Source organism: Dietzia cercidiphylli (assembly GCF_039531545.1).
Classification (GTDB): Bacteria; Actinomycetota; Actinomycetes; order Mycobacteriales; family Mycobacteriaceae; genus Dietzia; species Dietzia natronolimnaea.
The window spans coordinates 15438-33859 of sequence record NZ_BAAAQG010000022.1; the positions used below are offsets into that span (position 1 = coordinate 15438).

Here is an 18422-nt window from a genome sequence, read left to right on the forward strand (position 1 = left end):
CGAGGGCGACCAGCTCTGGACGTGGCTGGGCGACGATGGCCCATGTTGCGGCTTCAGTGCCGAGGCGAGCGCGGCGCACGAGCTGGTCGGCGTTGCCGCTACCGACCTGGATCGCTTGGTTGTCGCCCTGGGTCGGAGCGAGAGCCCATGCGCGGACGGTTGAGTCCGCCAGGAGAGCTGCGAGCTCCGCGAGGGCCGCAGTATCGACGACGGTAATGGTGGTTGGAGGGTCTGGCTCAGTCGAGACGAGTTCCGGCGCGGCGGTGCTGGACACGTCCACAGGGTGTGAGCTACCCTCAGAACAGCTTCGCACGCAGTTCTGCCTTTCAGGTGGGGCACCAAAAACCGGTTCGAGCTGGTAACTCTTTCCGGTCACACTCTCAAGATCGCCCTTCGGTTGCCTCCGGGGGGCGATCGCTTTTGTGTGGGTGCGCTATGCAGTTGATCGTGTGCGCGTGTTCTGTGCGCTAAGCGATGTCTGCGAGCGGCGGCTCCTCTAATTGGTGGCGTGGGAACAGGGCATCAGCGGGGGTCTCTCGGATCTCGTCAGTCCGGCCGACGTGCGCGGCCAGGACATCTGCGACGTACTGGGATACCGATGTGCCAGCGTCGGCAGCCCGACGCTGAACCTCATCGTGGACGTCGCGCGCGAGACGCGTACCGACGAGTCGTCGATCACCCTTGTGTGGCTGTGCCATGACCGCATTCCTACCGGTATCTGTAACTGTTATGGCGGACGACACGCCGCTGATGGCCATGGCGACACTATAAACCGGTGTCGGCGTTTCTCGCATACCCTGCTTGGGTGCGAATCTTCATTGACACTGACTGCGGCGTTGACGACGCCCTGGCCCTGGCCGTGCTGGTGAGCCGTCCCGAGGTCGAGATCATCGGCGTGACCACGACTTCGGGGAACACCTCAGCCGTGCAAGCGGCGAAGAATGTTGCCGACGTGCTCGCGGTGATGCGACACCATATACCGGTGATTGCCGGTCCTGTGCCGGGTCCCACCTTCACGCCCCGCCTGGTCCACGGCCCTGATGGGCTGGGCGGCCACGGTTCAAGGCCGGATCGACCAGGCGATCCGCACGCCGCGCCCAAGGCGATCCTCGAGTTCTGCGAATCGGCGGGGTCGGAGGATGTCCTGCTCTGTCTAGGTCCGATGACCAATCTAGCTGCGGCAAAGCCGCAATCGAGCCCGCGCATTGTTGCTGTCGGTGGCGCCGGCATCGTCGGAGAGTCGGACCCGGGCCGAGATCCCAACTCGGAGGTAGACATTGCCGCGAGTACATGGGTCGTCGAGAATCTCGGCGTGGATTGGGTGACGATCAACGCTGGGGAGCACATATGGCTCAGAGAGTCGGAGTTCGGTTCGACCACGGCCAGCGGGCGCTTTCAGCGGTCGATTCACGAGGCCTACGGGTGGCATTGTGCGCAGCGGGCAGGGCGGCAGGTGTGGTCTCCGTCGGCTTACGACACGATTGCCGCTCTTGCTGCGGTCGGATCTGAGTTGGGGAAATGGGAGTGGGTGACCCCCACCTTCGTCGGCTCCTCAATGTGGGGAACGCCAGGGGGCGATCACCGGATGCTGACGGTTCCAGCCGATGAGTCCTGTGCTGGGGTCGTTCGGTCCGCCGTATCGAAAGCGCTGGCATGAACAGACGCGAGCTGTTCATGGCTCGTCGTCGAGCGCGGCGGGCACTGCGCGGCATTCGCTGCGCGCGGCCGTGGACTCGAGAGTCCTTGCTGGGGGAGATCTCTCGACAGCGGGGGAGACCCGTGACAGTCGAGCAGATGGAGGGAGCGCTGAGTACGGAGGCGTGCGGCCTGCTGGTCCAGTTCGATTCTGCGGACCACATCATTCTTGGTGCCGGCACACCGCAGTGGCACCAAGACGCCGTGACGGCCCACGAGATCGCCCACCTGCTCCTGGGGCATCGGGGAGACCTCGCCACGCCGGACGCGGCCCACGGAATGGACGCGTACTTTCCGGATCTGGACTTGAGCGAGGTTCACCGCCTGCTTAAACGCGAGAACCACTCTTCGCTAGAGGAGTACGAAGCGGAGTTCCTCGGCACACTCATCCTTGCGCGTATGACCACCGGGATCGAGGTCGAGAGGCAGTTGCGCCAAGCCCAGGAAACGTCTGGTGGGCGGGAGCTATGGCGCGCCTTTGGGGTGGATAACCATGCGTAATCTGCTGCCAGCCTGGCTCGATTTCACGCTACTTGCGATCACCTGGGCGGCGATCTTGTGGCGGGTGTACACGGCACGCAGCGGTGGAGCACCCCGGCGAATAACCGAATCACTGGCCGCGGGGGCTGTGGCCCTGACATTGAAGGTGGGCCCGATCTACGACGTCGTTGAACCGCTCCTTGGGGCAGCGATCCTGCGCGCACTAATTCATGGAGCGTGCCTCGTGGCGGTGGCTGGCGTGATCTTGCTCTGGTTTGCCACGCAGGGCGACGTCAAACACCCACGGCTGGTGCCTGTCCTCTACGCCATTAGCGGCGGGCTGACGGTGCTACTGGTCATCACTGCCGCTGTAGCCCCACGCGCCGGTGACCAAATGGAGTCTGCTCCAAGCGGCTGGGCGTTGTGGTACTTCGCCATCTTCTGTCTTCCCACGTTGGTCGGATTGTTTCTGCTGGTCAAACAGCTCATCGGCTCCTGGGGACTAAGCCGGTCGCGGCTAGTCGGCGCGGTGGTGACGCTGGTCTACGCCTTCCTGGTCATCGACAACTTCACCGTGTTTGTGGCCGTGGGGTTCAGCGCTCTTCGAGATGATCACAGTCTCCTAGACGGCCGCGGTGTACCAAATGGGGTCGTCTTCGCAGTTCTTCTGACAATTGGTGCCGTCATTTCGGCACTGGTGGCCAACCGTGGAGCGGAAGATAGCTGGGTCGATCCGATGACGGCTATGTGGCTGGACCTGAGAACGGCGTGCCCTGAGGTGGCTCTCAGTGATCCGTGGAGTCTGCGCGGCAAGGAGCAGCGCCTCCGAGCCATCGTGGAGAGCGTCGACGCTCTTGCTCATCTGGCGCCCCTGGTGAACGACCGTCATATGCGCGCAGCTCGCAAAGTAAGCGCCGAACCTCCGGCACTGGTCCTCGCACTCGCAATTCAGGACGCGGCGATGCAGCGCGACAGGCGAACAGACCACCTCGGTGACGAGGGTCTGCTTGCCGTCGACGCCGTCGGCCAGGCGGGGGAGCTGTCGGTGCAGTGGCAGCGAGCCAAGCAACTACGACACACGGCGGGACACGGCAGCGAGAAGGGCTTTTCGCGTGGTGTCGACCGGTTTGCCCCGCAGTCGGACTGACCTTGCACCTGCATTCACCAGGTGCCTGAGCAGCTCCAGCTGCTCATGAATATTCTCGTCCCCATCGCTGAGGTAGCGACCGGGGACCTTGAAGAACGCAGCGACAGCCTCGCATTGGGCTTCGGTGAGCACTGTCTTCCCCGCGAGAACGTCTCCCAACAGCTCGGGAGTAACGCCAACCGTCGGTGGCGTGTGCGCAGCAATTTCCTCGACGGTGCGGATCCCGCCAGAGGGGTCACGCCATACACACATGAGTTGCTGAAGTCGGTCCGCTTGCGTCATGCGTCCTCCCCGCGATCACGTTTGGCGTCCGGCATCGCCAGCCATCTACGCAGCGCAGCGCCTTCGTCGAGTTCGGAGTCCGCACGCTCGGCCAGCAGCGGAGCTACTGCGTCAACGACAATATCGCTACCAAGTCCGTGGGTATTCGCGGCCAGTAACTCCGTGATGAACTGACCATATAGCGGGGCCACAGCCTGGGCGAGGTCCTCGATAGCCTCGACCAGGTCGGAATCCTGGGCGCGGTCACTGGAAAGCTGCTGTAACCGGAATGTGGCGGCGGTGAGAGCAGCGACCTCGCCGTGGGAGATCGTGACCCCCGACGGTGCAAACTGCACTTCCGCCGTCTCTCGGGGAGTGGGAGTGCCTCCTTCAAGAGTGCTCGCAGCGCTACCGATCGTCCACTCCAGCGACCGGTCAAGAGCGTCGAGGATCTCGGGGGTTATCACCTCGGTGTCTCCGCGTTCGATTCTCACCATGATGGGCGCCCGCGGGCCGCCCCGGTCCCGGACTTGAATCAGGTTGAGCGAGAGCTCGGCGCGCCTCTTCCGTACCGCGTCGGCAAGTCGAGCTGTCATGTCCACAAGCCTAGGCCGGACACCTGTCAAGTTCGTTGTGGACAGGCCCAAAAGCAGTTAACCGCCCTGCCCGCCCTCACCTGCGGCAGCGATGACCTCGTCCGGGGTGATTCCCAGAGCATCAGCGAGATGGGGAACACTATGCGCCGCCAAGGGGCTGTCTCCACGCTCAATCGCCCCATAATGCGAGGTGGAGAGGCCAGCGCGTCGCGCGGCTTCACCTTGGGTCAAGGCTCGGAGCACACGCCAGTCAGCGAGAGTTCTGCCGGTATCGGGAATGTCGACCAGGTCGGCAACGGTAACGGTGCTCGAGAGCGCCGCACTCAACAGTTCTGCCAACCGGCCCAACATATCCGCCTGAGGGATCTTCCGACCCCGCTCCCAAGCACGGACTGAGCCCGAACTCACCCCCAGTGCATCACCCAGCGCAGCCTGCGAAAGACCCGCACTGCGACGCAAATCGACAAGAACCTCGGGGGAGAAGGCATGGGCTGAGGCCCTTCCCATGTGCACTCCTCCGTCGCCGTCCTGATGTTTCCCCACGACTTTACGGTTGCGTCCTATAGTGACGTTGACATGCGCCCCGGAGGGGTTAGGGTGTCACTATAAAACGGCGACAGGGGTAGGCCATGCACCATTCTCGGACCGCGCTCAGGGGAGCGCTCATCGGAACCACCGCAGCGATTGTCGCGTTCGGAGGCGTCACCCTCGCCCTGGCCGGCACGCAGGCAGGTGTCACCGAGGCTCAGAAGCCAGCGAAGGCGACGACGGCTCAGGCCGGGGTCGTGGAGGGTCAGGCGTCGACCACTCGGGCCACGGCTCGTGCGACACCCGCTCCCGCAACAGCGCGGGCGAAGCCGGTGGCGCAGCAAGCCGGCATTTCCGCCGCCACCGAGGTCAAGAAGGCGAAGAAGGAAGACAATCCCGACCCTCGTCGAGAGCGAGCATCGGAGGCTGCCACCCCGGAGGCTCCCGCGGTCCAGCAGGCGGAGGCGCCGGCGCCGGCGGTCGCGCCCGTGCAGCAGGCTCCAGCTCCGGTGCGTCAGGTGCCCGTGCAGCAGGCCCCGGCACCGGTGCGTCAGGCACCCGTGCAGCAGGCCCCGGCACCGGTCCGTCAGGCACCCGCTCCAGCGCCAGCTCCGGCGCCCGCTCCTGCGCCGGTCCAGCAGGCCCCGGCCCCCGCACCGGGACTCACGATCGACCTGGGCGGCCGTGGCGCGGTGACGCCCCAGGCCCCCATCGCCCCCAAGCAGCTCCACATCGGCTGACGGTCGACCGACCGCCAGTGCTCACTCACACACCGAAGGAGAACCACCATGGATCCGATCTCGCTCCTCATCGCCGGAATGATCGCTAACACCGCCATCCCGGCCGCGGCCGCGTCTGCGGCACCCGCCGTGGCCGGTGCCGCCGCGGCGGTTGCCACCGCGCCCGCATGGGCAGTTCCCGCAGGAATCGTCGGCACCGGTGTCGCCGCCGGCGGAGGGTCGGCAGCGCTCGGCCTGGGCGGCGCGGTGGCGAGCAACCCCCATGCTGCAACGGGCGTCGAGAACGCGTTCCACGACGGCATGAACAACGCCAAGGACGCGGCCGCCGGGTCGATCAACGGCCTGGCCATCCCGGGCGTCCCGCCGGTCCACTTCAACTGACCGACATCGAGCAGGGGAGAGGGGCTAGTGGTGAGTGCAGACGACGATCAGCCCGAGTGGTTCTCAGGCGTAGAGCCGTCAGATTCTGCTGACGATCGGGAGGAGGCCCGTCATCTGGAGGCAGTCCCCACCGGCCCTTCCTCCACTGACGAGCAGTGGTTCGACCTACCCGACCCGATCCCGGCTGCCGACCAGACCACGCCAGGTCGGGCCGACAACCGGGGGCGCGTCAGATTGCTGTTCGTAGGCGTCATCGCGGCAGTGCTGGTGGTAATCGGCGCCGGCGCCTGGGTGATGTCCTCCCTGCTGTCGGGTCCGGAGACGTCGGCCTCTCCGACGTTGAAGCTTCCGCCGACTGCGGTGGCAGGCGAGGGCGGGGCGGTGGCCGAGTCGGAGTGTGAGACCTCCGAGTCGGCCACCGCCGTCTCGGGCAACGGCAAAGGCGATCAAAAGTCGGTTGCCGGTGTCGTACTGGCCTTCCAACACGCCTACTACGTCGCGAGAGACGCCGACGAGATGAAGCCGCTGTTGGCAAAGGACTCCCAGATCACCGATCTTGATGCGCTCCAGGAGGGCATCGACTCCGTGGCCCGGGGTACAACGCACTGCCTTCGGGTCGCGAGCGACGGCGACGATGCGGCGTTGGTCGAGCTGACCGAGACCGCACCCGATGGCACAGAAACCACCTACAACCAGCGCGTAAAGACCACCCGCACAGACGGCAAGGTCCAAATCGTGTCGATCGAAGAGCACTCCGAAGGAGCCCGGGAATGAAGTCGAGGAATGCAGCCAGAATCGGCGCCGTGGTCACTGCGTCCTCGTTGGTGGCAGTCATGCAATCCGGGGCGGTTCACGCCCAAAGTACGTCGACCACCACTCCGACCAGCACCACAACCAGCCCGCTGACCTCGACGGTATCCGTACCGTCGTCGGCTGGTGGGACCTCGCAGGTGGAACTTCCCGAAGGCGACGAGTGCCCCTTGGTGCAGCTCGTTGCGGTGAACGGGACGACGGAGTCGTCGAAGAACTCCGAGACCGACGCAGACACCGGTTGGATGGCCCGGGTGGTCAGTCCCACCGTGCGGGCGGCAAACGCTGACGGCGAGACGCGGATGAGCCGCACGTACGTGCCGTATCCGGCGTCGTTCGGCGGGTTTGTTCCGTCGGAGGACCAGTCGAGCTATGCCGAGAGCGTCACGGTCGGGATCGAGAACGGCAAGAGGCTCATCAAGGAGACGATCGAGCGGTGCCCTGAGACCAAGATCTTCGTCTCGGGCTATAGCCAGGGCGCTCAGGTCGCTTCGGCGATTGCTCGAGACATCGGGGCCGGTTCCGGACCGGTCGATCCGGAGCAGTTCGCCGGGGCGGCGCTGATGAGTGATCCCACCCGCGCGCAGGGGGCGCCGGTGTTCCAGGAGGGCCCGACCCGCACCAGTCCGGGAGTGGTCCCGGGAACTGAGGGAACCGCGGTGTCGTCGATCAGCCTCGGCCAGGGGGTGCCGACCCCTGAGGGGCGCGGGATCTCGCCCAACACCTCCGCCCCGGATTTCGGTGCGGTGGCCGATCGTGTCGCGTCGTTCTGTGTCCCGGGGGATCTGGCCTGCGATACCCCGCCGGATTCGGACCTGTTTCAGGTCGTGGCGAACATCGCCGGGCAGAGCGAAACCGGGGGAGATCCGGTGCAGGCATTGGTGAATGTGGCCCAGGTGACTGGTCAATCGGTGCTGTTCACGGCGGCAGAGACCATCGCGGAGGACGTGGAGTACTCCGAGGGCAGCGGTTTCACGATTGCCCCGGCCAGCCGGGGCAACACGACGCTGTCTCGGATGGCGCGGTATAGCGACCCCACTCAGATCCAGACCCCAACCGATCCGACCGCGATGCTGGTGGAGGCCGGGACCAAGCTCGCCGGCATGGCGCTGGCGGCGTCCATCACCGTGGCCAAGAAGACGCTGACGCCGCAGAACATTGCGCAGATCGCGTTGGCGGGGGCTGCGAATCCAGCAGCCGGAGCGGCGGTGCTGGTCGGCCAGCTCGCAGTGTCCGCGGCGGAGGTCATCACTCCGGCGACGGTGGATTCGGGGCTGCGGCGAGTGGTCGGGGAGATCGAGCACACGGTCACCGACACCACGGGTCTGGTGGAAATGGCCACCGAGACCCAGACCTGGAACGCGATCGACGCACACGGCATGTACGACCGCACCCCGTTCTCGGCGTCGGGTCAGTCCCCGGCCGCGATCACCCAGCAGTGGGCGATCGCGGCGGCCAACGACATCGCGATCTCGCGGGGCCTCGAGCCGGTGAACCAGCAGCCAGGGTCCACGTCGACTGGTCTGGATCGCAGGGAGCTAGTTCGATCCGGGGCCGGGGAAGACCAGCTGGCGCAGCTCGCAGCGTCTGCGCAGACCGCCGACCGCTCGGCCCTGTCCGAGGCGCTGGCCTCTGTGACTGCGTGAGCCGGGCGGCAGACGAAGACAAGGAGGCGAGCATGACCAGCGCGCACAAGCTTCCCAGCGACCGGTCGTCAAATTCTGTGCCGGGGTGGTTGGCGGCCCCCACTGAAGGGGACCGGTCCCCGGTGTGGGATACGCCAGTGCCGCGTCCGGCAGGGCGGGCGCCGGTGATCTGGCTACTGGGCGCTCACGGCGGGGCCGGGGTGTCCACCTTGGAGTCGATGTGGGCACCTGCCGCGGACAGTCGGCGTGGGTGGCCCGCCGCTGATGCCGCGCCGTTCGTGGTCGTCGTCGCTCGGATGCACGCCGCGGGCCTGGACGCCGCGCACCGGTTGTGTCTCCAACACCAGGCCGGGGCGGTCGGCGGATGCTCACTACTGGGCCTTGTGACCGTCGCGGCGACCCCCGACAAACCGGCACTGTCGCTGTCGCGCCGCCGCGAGCTCGTCGCCGCTGCGGCGGGCGCGAGCTGGCACATCGACTGGATTCCCGAACTGCTGACCACCACACCGCCCGAGCTGGCGACGTGGACGCCCAACTACACCGCCCCGGTGGTGAAGCGGTTTGCCCGCCCACCAGCACCCACCGACGCGGTCCCGCCGTCGGTGGCCACCGCCGCTGCTGAGGTCTTCGGCGCCGCCGCCGAGCGGTGGCGCGGCCGCACCACAAAGTCCTGACCCCAAGCTCATCCGTGGGCACCAGACCACAAGGAGAACTCCATGTTTGTCGAGACGATTCACGCCGCCGCCCCGGTGGCCGAGCACATCATCGCCGTCGGGGAGAACCTGTCCCCACAGGAAATCCCCGGAGCGGGCGTGAAGGTCGACACCGCGCTGTCGTACTTCATGTGGGGCTGCATCGCGATCGGGATCATGGGCGTAATGGCCGCCGGCGCCTACTTCATCATGGCCCGCTCGTCGGGCCGTGGCGACGAGGTCCAGGCCACGGTCGCCCGCATCATCGGTGGCTGCCTGCTCATCATGCTGGCCGGCCCCATCGTCAACGCGCTGGTCTCCTAGAGCCGTGCTCGCCGACGTGGTGACCGTCCTGGCACAGGATCCGGGCGCGGTGCTGCCCCCGACCAGTCCTGTTGGGCCACCGGCCGAGGCGATGACCCGCTTCACCCAGGCAGTCGGCTGGGTGAAGTGGGGCGCCACCGCCGTCCTGGTCGCCGGGGTGATGGCGATCGGCGCGCTGCTGACGATCGACAACCGCCTGATCGACCAGTACGGGCCCTCGATCCAGGCGATCACCATCAAGGTCATCGTCGGGTGTTTGATCGTGGCCTCCGCCGGCCACATCGCCGACGTTTTCATCTAGAAGGAGAGATAGCTGTGCGACGGGTTCTCATCACTGCGGCGATAGCGCTGCTGCTACCCATCTCAGCCTGCTCAACAGATGAGCAGACTGAGGCCCCGGCCGTCGACGTCGCCGCTGCGCCTGCCGATCTCACCTGGCGAAACGTCGCAGGGCTCAAGGTTCCCACCTCCCGTGCCGACGGCCCGGCAAGGACGTCCCCGCCCCAGGGCTACAGCCACACGCCGCAGGGTGCGGCGCTGGCGGCGGCGAACGGTCAGGCGGCCTTGGCCACGGCCCCGGATGCCACCTGGCCCGAGGTGGTGCGCACGGTGACGGCTCCCGGCCCGGGGCGTGACCAGTGGGCGCAAGCCCGGGTGCTGATGAGCGTGTCCGGAGCAGTTGACCCGGCGGTGGCGACGACGTTCTCCGGCTTCAAGGTCACCGACTACTCACCCGAGCGGGCGATCGTGTTGCTGGCTACCTCCACTCCACCGTCCGCCGACGAGCCAGAGCCCCTCCTGGCTGCTTACCCGGTGCAGCTCGCCTGGACCGGGGCGGACTGGAAGGTCGTTCTGCCCACGCAGGCCGACAACATCGACGCCGCCGAGATCCAGACGCTGGACGGGTTCACGACCTGGGACGAGGACAACCAATGACGAAGAAGACGTGGATCACCGCCGCTGCAGTACTGGTTGTGTCGCTGGTGGTGTTGGTCTTGGTCATCGCCATGACCGGACGGGACGAAGAAACCGGCCAAGCGGCGCCTGCACCGGAGCCGACCTCGGCGCCTGTCGTCTCAACGCCCGCAGTCCAGCCGGGGCGAGTGGTAAGTGACCTCGTGGGTCGGCAAGTCACGGTCGTGGAGGTCCCCGGAGGACAACCCCTAGGGCAGAGCGAAGAGGCTGGATCTTTCCCCGCCGGCACCGAACAGGTGGCCGCACCATCAGGCCTGACACTGCAGCGCGTTCCGAGCGGGACCACCTTGATGGTGTCCACCTCGGACGGCCCCACCGACGTCGAGGAAGACGTCATGACTGGCTACGCCCGTTCACCAGGCGGAGCAGCCCTGCTCACCGCCAACTACATCGGCCTGGGCCTGGAGATGGGGCCGGTGTACGCCGACTTCATGCAGCGCTATGCCCCCGAGCTCGTCGCGGAGGAGCCCGGGTTGCTTGAGGAGCTCCGGAACCGCGGGACGGCGGCACAGGGGCAAGCACTTCGGGCCGCCGAGGGCTTTCAAGCTCCCCGGTGGTTCCGCTTCAGCCACTGCTCTCCCGAGTTTTGCACCGTCGATGCGGCGATGCCGTCGGTGGCGGACGCAGTCGGCCAGGTCGACACCATCGACGTGAGCGCTACCGAGCATCCAGTCGTTCGCGTGTCTGTTGCCTGGACCGGCGAACAGTGGGAGATCGTCTCTGGGCGGTCTTTGCCGGCGCTCGAGGAGCTGGATCGGTCGTGGGTGCTGTGGATCTGAGACGCCTCACGCAGCTGGCAGTCGCCCTCCTGGCCGCTGTGTTGGCCTCGGTCGCGGTGGCGGCGCCAGCCGCCGCCCAGAACACTGATCAGAACGAGTTCCAGTCGTTCTACGAGGAGTGCCGAGACGGCGAGGTCGGCGGCGGGTTCCTTGACGGCGGTCTGCTCTCCGATACGGGGGCACACGATTGGATGAGGGAGTCTGCCCATGCCGGCGGACTGCGAGAGACACTCACGGCCCCGGTCCGGGGTGTTCAGTCGGCCGCCTGCAACACCGTCGGCGCGGCACTCAATCCAACCGATGCGGCCGAGGCGATTGCCTCTGGATTCTGGGGCGATCCGATTGGCGATTTCGTCAAATCGCTTCTTGAGGGCAACGCGCAGTCGTTGGCGCTGATCATGACGATGTGGATCAAGGAGTCGCCGTTCTCGGGCGCTGACTTCGCCTCCTCTGTCGAGGGGATATTCAATCTGACCCTGTGGGCGCAGGCGTTGCTGTTCGTGGTGTCGCTGATCGTGGCAGGCACTCGGATGGCGATCGCTCGTAATCGCGGCCTGGGTGATGGTTTCGAGGACGTCGGCCAGCTCGTGTTCAACTTCATTCTGGCCGGCGCCGCCCTGCCGGTGGTGATCTTGTCCCTGCATTTGGCCACGGATGCGGTGTCGGCTCAGTGGCTCACCGATGGATTGGGCGGGGATCCCGCGGCGGCGATCAATGCGGTGGCTCTGATCGACGAGGAGACCGGCCTTGGTCCGGCGGCGGTGCTGATTCTCGTGGTGTTCGCCCTGTTGGGAGCGCTGGCGCAGATGGTCGCTCTAGTGGTCCGAGAGGGTCTGCTGGTGGTGGTGGTAGGTCTGCTGCCGCTCGCGGCGGCATCGTTTGCGATGAACACAGGCAAGCAGGCATTCAAGTCGATGATCGGTTTCGTGGTGGCGGCGCTGCTGTTCAAGCCGGTAGCAACCCTGCTGTACCTGGCGGCGTTCTGGATGTCCTCGGGGACCGAGGCGCCGTCGGTGATGGAGGCGGTGTCGTCGATGCTGCTGCTGGCTGCTGCAGGCCTGGTTCTCCCGGCACTGATGCGGGTGGTCGCCCCGGCGGTGTCCGCCTCAGTGGCTGGCGGCAGTGCGGCCGGCATGGGTGCGGTCGCCGCTGGCGCGACCGGCGCTGTCGCAGGAGCCGCGGGGGCGGCGCTGGGCAGTGCTTCGCAGAGCATGGCGGGTGCGGCCTCCCCGGCGGCGTCGGGGGCAGGTGGCCAGGGCGCAGCGAACGGGGCGGCGTACCTCGGGCCGCACTCGTCAGGTTCGTCGTCGACCCCGCCGTCAGGTGGGGGCCCCGGCCCCACCCCGGCGGCGCCAGCGGGGGCGGGCTCACCGGCAGGCGCAAGCCCGGCGGGGGGCGGCAACTCAAGCGGTGGCGGCGCGGCCGCCAAGCCTCAGGGCGGAGTTGCTGGTGCGGTGGCCGGCGCGGGGCGCGGCGCCAGTGCTGTTGCAGGCCTGGCGGGTGCGGGAGTTGGCGCGGTGGCTTCGGCGGCGCATGGCGCAGCACGCATGAGCCAGTCCACCGAGCAGATGCTCGACGGTGCTCTGGCCGCGCACCCGACTCCCCATCACTACCGATAGAAGAGCGCGCAAGGAGACAGCTGGTGTCTATGACAGGCGAGCAGGCGGACCTGCGGCTCTACACGCTGGGCGAGAAGTCGCAGCGCACGGGCATGTTCGGCCTGCCGTTGCGGGCGACGATCATCGCCGGGATCGCGTTCATCGTCGCGATGTTGGTCCTGATGCAGGGCGGGTTGGGCGCGGGGGCGCTCATTGCGGTGCTGGCGGTGGGGTACCTGGCCCCGGCGGTACTGCGTATCGGAAATCGAACTCTCTACGAGGTGGCACAAATGAGATGGCAGTTCTGGCGGGCGCAGGCAGCTGGGTCGACGGTGTACCGGTCCGGGCCCAACTCACGAGTGCCGGGGGGTCGATACCGGCTACCGGGAGCACTGGCCAAGACCGAGCTCCACGTCGGCCGAGACGTGGCCGGCAATGACTTCGCGCTGATCCGAGACCGAGCACTGAACCAGTACACGGTCCTACTCAACGCGTCCTCGCGTGGGCAGGAGCCGCTGACGGTTGCCAACCGCAACGACATGACGGCCGAATGGGGAGCCTGGCTGGCCGACCTCTCGCTCAACGACGACGTGGTGGCCGCCACGGTGACAGTCGAGTCCTACCCGACCACCGGCCAGGACCTCATGGCGGCGGTGAAGAACTCGGTAGACGAGTCCACGCCCGAGATCGCCCGCAGGATTCAGGCCGAATCAGCGGTGGAGTTCGCTCGCGGCAAGCTCGTGACCCGCTCGTGGATCGCGATCACGTTCAAGGCCGCTACAGCGATGCAGCGCAAGGACCCCGAGGCGATGGCCACGGACCTGGGGTTCCGACTTCCGGGCCTGTATCAGCGGCTCGAGTATGCCGGGGTGTCGGCCACGCCGATGAGCCCGGAGGCCGCGGTGGGTCTGGCAATGCGCTGCTATCGCCCAGACCTCGAGGAGGTCATCAACAGGGCACGCCTGGCGTCCGAACCGCTGGGAGTGGACTGGGAGGATGCCGGTCCAGCCACGGCAGTGGCCAAATGGAACCACTACCGGCACGAAGACTGGGTCTCGCGCAGTTTCGAGATGGCCGCCCCGCCGGCAGCAGCCTTCCCGGACCACGTTCTGCGGCCGCTGCTGGAGCCGAAAACGGACATCCCGCGTAAGCGGATCACGCTGGTGTACCGGCCGATCGCCGCCGGTGACGGGCAGCGGCAGGTGGAGAAAGAGCACACTGACGCGGTCAACGCCGCGAACAAGACCCGCTCGATCGGTAAGGCCACGGCGGGCCTACGTCTGGAACGCACCGAGGCCGCCCGGCAAGCGCTGGCCCGAGGTGGGCAGCTGGGGGAGTACTCGCTGCTGGTGACCCTGACCCTGCGGGACACAGAGCTGCTCGACCAAGGGGCGGCGATCATCGGCCAACTTGGCAACCGATCGCAGCTACGGCTGCACTCGACCAACGGCCAGCAGGATGCAGCGTTCGCCGCGGGCCTGGGCCTGGGCGTTCTGCTCGATCAGAAGTCCACGATCTCGAGTTTTGCGAGGGCCGAGTAATGGCGCGCCGGTCGAAGACCCCGATCGGGCCGGCCGAGCTCGAGGAGCTGCACTCGCGCGTCACTGCGGGTGACGCGCCGCCTCCGTGGGTGGTGACTCCGACAGGTCGGGCGTACAAGCGATGGTGCGATGAGCACCCGGAGCGCGCCGAGCAGGTGCGCACCGCGCGACAGGTGCCTCAGGTCCGCTACCGCAAGCCCCGTTTCACCAGTCGATACGGCTCGGTCGACGGTCGCGGGTTCAAGGGCGCGTTCTCGGGCCGTATGGCTGTGGCCTCTGCTCCTGGTGCAACGCAGACCTCGACGAACTACGGCTGTGGGTTCAACCCCTGGGTGGTGGGGGCGACCGCCCCGGCAGTGGGTGTGCCGTTGGGAGTCCACGCCCAAACGGGGCAGGACGTCTCGGGGGACGTGCTGTCGTGGTTCAAGGCGGGGATCATCGGCAACCCCTCGGCCTTTGTGCTGTCGCTACCCGGTCTGGGCAAGTCGACACTCATTCGCAAGCAGTTCATCGGCGCGGTCGCCCAAGGGCATGTGCCGATCGTCGCTGGTGACATCAAGGGCGAGTACGTGGCGGTGACCGACGCGATGGTCACCCCGGCCGGAAAGCGCGGACAGGTGATCCGGCTGGGCCACGGTCACGGGCACCTGAACCCGCTGGCCGCGGGAGCGCTAGGGGAGGCGATCCCGGTGATGCGGGCTCATCTGGAGGAACTGCACGCCCGGGGCGAGGACAACACCAGGCTGGCCGAGGCGATCACCGAGACCGAGGAGTCGGTGCACTCCCGGCAGGTGACGATGGTGATGGCTCTGGCCGAGCTGATCCGCGGCCAGGCCCTGGCCGACTTCGAGGGGTTGGTGATCTCCGCGTCGTTGCGGTCCATGCGAGAGTCCGGGCAGTTCTCGTTCTCCTCGCCACCGCTGTTGCGCGATCTGATCGACTTCATTCGGTCGGGTAGCGACGGGCTACGCCGCGCGCTGTTCGTGGCCGACGAGACCGAGTATCGCCGCACCGTGCAGACCCTCGTACAGACCCTGGAGTCACTGACTGACGGGGTGATGGGACAGGTCTTCGCCGAGCACACCACCACCAAGATCGACCTCGACGCCCCCGCGATCTGTATCGACGTCTCGGCCATCTCGCGCGGTGACCAGTCCCTCAAGGCAGGGGTGTTGCTGGCGTGCTGGTCGGATGCCTACGGGGCGATGGAGGCCGCGCACGTGCTGGCCGACTGCGGCCTGGCCAATCAGCGCTACTTCCTGGCGATCCTGGATGAGATGTGGGCGACCCTCGGAGCCGGCGCGGGGATGGTGCAGCGAGTAGACGAACTCACCAGGCTCAACCGCACCGATGGCACGGGACTGCTGATGATCACCCACACAGGACGCGACCTGGAAACGCTGCCCAATGAGGTCGACGTCAAGACCGCGATGGGGTTCATCGAGCGGGCCGGCATGGTCATCTGTGGCGGTCTGCCCGCCGGAGAGCTGGACCGCCTCAAGGGCGTACTCCAGTTCAGCGATGCGGAAGCGGCCATGATCACCGCGTGGTCCAAGGGCGCTCCGATCGAGCGCACGCAGCTACGCCAAGAGAAGAAGCGTCCGCTGGGCCAGGGCATGTTCATGCTCAAACCGTCCAAAGACGGAACCCACGGGATCCCGATCCACGTGCAGCTGACCCATACCGAGCGGGCGACCAACATCCACGACACCAACACTCGGCTGCGGGAGTTCCTCGACGCCGCGCCCTCGTCCCAGCAGGCGGCGATCGCATGAACGCCTCACCGTACGACGACGCCTTCCGCAACCAGGTCGTAGAGCGGCTGGTCGACCTGGAGCCCGGGTTCCCCTCAACCTCCGCCGCGGCAGAGGTCGTCGCCCGCGAGTTCGGCATCAGCCGCGACTCCGTGCGCCGCTGGGCGGTCGCAGCCGGGGCATGGATGGCCCACAACTCCTCCACCCTGCGGGCACTGCAAGCCGAGAACGCCGCACTGCGGGCACAGCTGGGCCGGTAGTGACGATGCGTCCGGTCAAGCTCGTCGTCGGCCTGGTCATCGGTGTCATCCTGCTGGCGCTGGTGATCGTGGTGATCCTCGGGCCGACCAGTGACGACCGGTGCCTCCCCGACGGCGGCATCACCGGAGGCGGCGGCGTGCCCGCCGGCGAGCTCAGCCTGCCGGTCGCCGAGGGCGACTACGTCGTGTCCTCGACGTATAAGAGCGCGGACCGGCCCGATCACCGGGGCATCGACCTGGCCGCCCCCGATGGCACCCCGATGTACGCGATGGCTGGGGGAGTGGTGACAGCCGCCGGCCCCGCCTCCGGGTTCGGGAACTGGATCATCATCGACCACACGATCGACGGCAAGCCCTACTCGACCGTCTACGGGCACATGTGGGACGACGGGGTCGCAGTGCAAGTGGGCGACACCGTCACCGCAGGACAGCACATCGGCAAAGTGGGCAACAACGGCCAGTCCACCGGCGCGCACCTGCACTTTGAGGTGTGGGAGGGCGGAAGGCTGGCGGGGGGAGGCGAAACCGACCCGCAGCCATGGCTCGACAGGGCAGTCAACCCGGGCTCCGGCGGGAGCGAACCAGACGACCAGGACAGCAGCAGGACCCCGGCCCCGTCCTCGCCGAAGCGGCCAGCTCCGCCGTCTGGCGGGGAGCTGCCCGATTCGGACAAGATCCAGTCCAAGGAGAACCTGCAGGTCGACTCGATCCGCGTCGCCCGGGCCGTCGCACAGCGGTTCCCGTCAGTGCAGACCATCGGTGGTTGGCGCCCGGTCGATGCCTACCCGGACCACCCCTCGGGGCGGGCGGTGGACATCATGATCCCGGACTACGAATCGGGCGAGGGCCGTGAGCTGGGAAATCGCATCAAGAACTACCTGCTCACACACCGCGAGTTCTTCCATCTCGAGTACATGATCTGGCGGCAGATGTACATCCCCGCCGAAGGCCAGCCCAACCAGATGCCGGACCGGGGCACCCCGACCGAGAACCACTTCGACCACGTCCACGTCACCGTCGTCGGCGGCGGGAAGCCGACGGACGACCAGCGCTACGGATCGGCCCCGACCGACGGAGCTGACGACTCCTCGGAGACCAGCGGCGCCGCAGGCGGCGAGGACTGCGCCCCGGACTTTGGGCACCGGAGCCTGAACACCGGTGAGATTCCCGAGGAGCTGCGCAGGTGGATCGACCTGGGCGGCCAGGTGTGCCGCGAGGTCGATTCGCCGCTATTGGCCGGGTTGCTCTACCACGAGTCGGTGGGGTTTCAGGCCACCGCGGTGTCACCGGCCGGCGCCCAGGGCTACGGGCAGTTCATGCCTGGCACGTGGGCATCCAAGGGCGCGAAGGTCGACGACAACGGTCAGGTGGCCGGACCGCCCGGCTCGGGATCCCCGTCCGATCCGGCCGATGCAACGATGGCCGCCGCCCGCTACCTGTGCGAGATCGCCGAGGGCCAGCGAGAGGGCATCGCCTCCGGCCAACTCAGCGGGGATCCGCAGGCACTGATGCTGGCCGGGTACAACGCTGGCCCGGGAGCGGTGCAGCAGTACGGAGGGGTTCCGCCCTACGCCGAGACCCAGAAATACGTGGTCATCGTGCCTCAAGAGGCCGAGCGGTTCGGACGCGCATGAACGAGATGAGGGATCAAGCGATGAGCAGAATGAAACTAGGTCTACTAGCGGCACTAGTGATCGCCGTAGCGGTGGCTGCCGTGGCGGTAGCGATCACGCTGGGCCGCGAGGACGAACCCGGCACCGACGCACACGTGCACATCGACCCGATCACCACGGCAGACGAGGTGGCAGTCGCGGTGATGTCCGGGGTCCACACGTGGACCCCGGCTCAGCAGCAGTCCCCGTGGGATGCGATGCACGCGATCGCCGACCAGCTGACCGGACCGATGGCCACCGCAGCGGCGACTCGTCCCGATCCCGATCCCACGCCCCGGCAGTGGCCGGCCTGGGCCAGGTCCGGTGACCGCGTGATCGGAGCTGCCAGCCTGGCCGGCGAGCAGGACCCGGTCGCAGGCGACGCTGTCACCGCGCAGCGGGTGGTGCAGGTCCAGCAGAAGGTGCTGCACACCGACGGAGCGACCACCCCACTCGAGCAGATCACCGTGACCGTCGAGCTGGAGCTCGCCGGCGACCACTGGAAAGTCTCCGGCTACCAGTACAGATCCGTCGGCGACTAGACCAGCGCGAACACCACATTA

At 67.1% G+C, this 18422-nt stretch carries 20 protein-coding genes; 18 read left to right on the plus strand and 2 right to left on the minus strand.

Features of this window, described 5'->3' with window-relative positions:
- The first annotated feature begins 805 nt into the window (after positions 1-805).
- The 3 genes from ABD250_RS16500 (at position 806) to ABD250_RS16510 (ending at position 3322) form a co-directional block, all read left to right on the plus strand.
- Positions 806-1657 (plus strand): nucleoside hydrolase, encoded by an 852-nt coding sequence (locus ABD250_RS16500; protein WP_162845754.1) that lies wholly within the window; start codon positions 806-808, stop codon positions 1655-1657.
- A gap of 122 nt (positions 1658-1779) precedes the next feature.
- On the plus strand, positions 1780-2196 hold the full coding sequence (locus ABD250_RS16505; protein WP_067715278.1) for a hypothetical protein: 417 nt from the start codon (positions 1780-1782) through the stop codon (positions 2194-2196).
- Positions 2189-3322: a hypothetical protein gene (locus ABD250_RS16510; protein ID WP_182659566.1), complete on the plus strand. Its 1134-nt coding sequence runs from the start codon at positions 2189-2191 to the stop codon at positions 3320-3322. Before ABD250_RS16505 ends, ABD250_RS16510 begins: the two co-directional genes overlap by 8 nt.
- Before the next feature lie 278 nt (positions 3323-3600).
- Here ABD250_RS16510 and ABD250_RS16515 read toward each other — a convergent pair whose 3' ends face one another.
- Both ABD250_RS16515 and ABD250_RS18135 read right to left on the minus strand, forming a co-directional pair.
- Positions 3601-4179: a hypothetical protein gene (locus ABD250_RS16515; protein WP_146166392.1), complete on the minus strand. Its 579-nt coding sequence runs from the start codon at positions 4177-4179 to the stop codon at positions 3601-3603.
- 57 nt (positions 4180-4236) lie between these two features.
- Entirely contained in the window at positions 4237-4686 is a 450-nt protein-coding gene (locus ABD250_RS18135) for a helix-turn-helix domain-containing protein (RefSeq protein WP_081615145.1), read from the minus strand.
- Positions 4687-4808: 122 nt separating this feature from the next.
- Between ABD250_RS18135 and ABD250_RS16520 the strand changes: the two genes are divergently transcribed.
- The 15 genes from ABD250_RS16520 (at position 4809) to ABD250_RS16590 (ending at position 18401) form a co-directional block, all read left to right on the plus strand.
- Positions 4809-5447 (plus strand): hypothetical protein, encoded by a 639-nt coding sequence (locus ABD250_RS16520; protein WP_211310867.1) that lies wholly within the window; start codon positions 4809-4811, stop codon positions 5445-5447.
- A gap of 48 nt (positions 5448-5495) precedes the next feature.
- Positions 5496-5828, plus strand: a complete 333-nt coding sequence (locus ABD250_RS16525) for a hypothetical protein (RefSeq protein WP_095719243.1) — start codon at positions 5496-5498, stop codon at positions 5826-5828.
- 30 nt (positions 5829-5858) lie between these two features.
- On the plus strand, positions 5859-6602 hold the full coding sequence (locus ABD250_RS16530) for a DUF8176 domain-containing protein (RefSeq protein ID WP_182658282.1): 744 nt from the start codon (positions 5859-5861) through the stop codon (positions 6600-6602).
- Positions 6603-6778: 176 nt separating this feature from the next.
- Positions 6779-8284, plus strand: a complete 1506-nt coding sequence (locus ABD250_RS16535) for a cutinase family protein (protein WP_182658283.1) — start codon at positions 6779-6781, stop codon at positions 8282-8284.
- Positions 8285-8316: 32 nt separating this feature from the next.
- Complete coding sequence (locus ABD250_RS16540; RefSeq protein ID WP_338404155.1) at positions 8317-8958, plus strand: DUF6668 family protein; 642 nt, start codon at positions 8317-8319, stop codon at positions 8956-8958.
- A 42-nt stretch (positions 8959-9000) separates the two neighbouring features.
- Positions 9001-9300, plus strand: a complete 300-nt coding sequence (locus ABD250_RS16545; protein WP_017838657.1) for a hypothetical protein — start codon at positions 9001-9003, stop codon at positions 9298-9300.
- 4 nt (positions 9301-9304) lie between these two features.
- Positions 9305-9601, plus strand: a complete 297-nt coding sequence (locus tag ABD250_RS16550; protein ID WP_017838656.1) for a hypothetical protein — start codon at positions 9305-9307, stop codon at positions 9599-9601.
- A gap of 14 nt (positions 9602-9615) precedes the next feature.
- Entirely contained in the window at positions 9616-10236 is a 621-nt protein-coding gene (locus tag ABD250_RS16555) for a DUF8175 domain-containg protein (RefSeq protein WP_308161416.1), read from the plus strand.
- Complete coding sequence (locus ABD250_RS16560) at positions 10233-11054, plus strand: DUF8175 domain-containg protein (protein WP_182658285.1); 822 nt, start codon at positions 10233-10235, stop codon at positions 11052-11054. The genes ABD250_RS16555 and ABD250_RS16560 overlap by 4 nt, the downstream gene beginning before the upstream one ends.
- Positions 11036-12673: a hypothetical protein gene (locus tag ABD250_RS16565; RefSeq protein WP_344393378.1), complete on the plus strand. Its 1638-nt coding sequence runs from the start codon at positions 11036-11038 to the stop codon at positions 12671-12673. The genes ABD250_RS16560 and ABD250_RS16565 overlap by 19 nt, the downstream gene beginning before the upstream one ends.
- Before the next feature lie 29 nt (positions 12674-12702).
- Positions 12703-14193 carry an SCO6880 family protein gene (locus ABD250_RS16570; protein ID WP_338404252.1) on the plus strand — a complete coding sequence of 497 codons (1491 nt, stop codon included), beginning with the start codon at positions 12703-12705 and terminating at the stop codon, positions 14191-14193.
- The gene (locus ABD250_RS16575) at positions 14193-15968 is read left to right on the plus strand and encodes an ATP-binding protein (RefSeq protein WP_241730816.1); all 1776 of its coding nucleotides are present in this window, start codon (positions 14193-14195) and stop codon (positions 15966-15968) included. Before ABD250_RS16570 ends, ABD250_RS16575 begins: the two co-directional genes overlap by 1 nt.
- The gene (locus ABD250_RS16580; protein WP_017836505.1) at positions 15965-16207 is read left to right on the plus strand and encodes a transposase; all 243 of its coding nucleotides are present in this window, start codon (positions 15965-15967) and stop codon (positions 16205-16207) included. Before ABD250_RS16575 ends, ABD250_RS16580 begins: the two co-directional genes overlap by 4 nt.
- A gap of 5 nt (positions 16208-16212) precedes the next feature.
- Positions 16213-17841 carry a peptidoglycan DD-metalloendopeptidase family protein gene (locus tag ABD250_RS16585; RefSeq protein ID WP_194307071.1) on the plus strand — a complete coding sequence of 543 codons (1629 nt, stop codon included), beginning with the start codon at positions 16213-16215 and terminating at the stop codon, positions 17839-17841.
- A gap of 80 nt (positions 17842-17921) precedes the next feature.
- Positions 17922-18401, plus strand: coding sequence for a hypothetical protein (locus ABD250_RS16590; protein ID WP_338404251.1), 480 nt, complete (start codon positions 17922-17924; stop codon positions 18399-18401).
- Positions 18402-18422 lie beyond the last annotated feature (21 nt).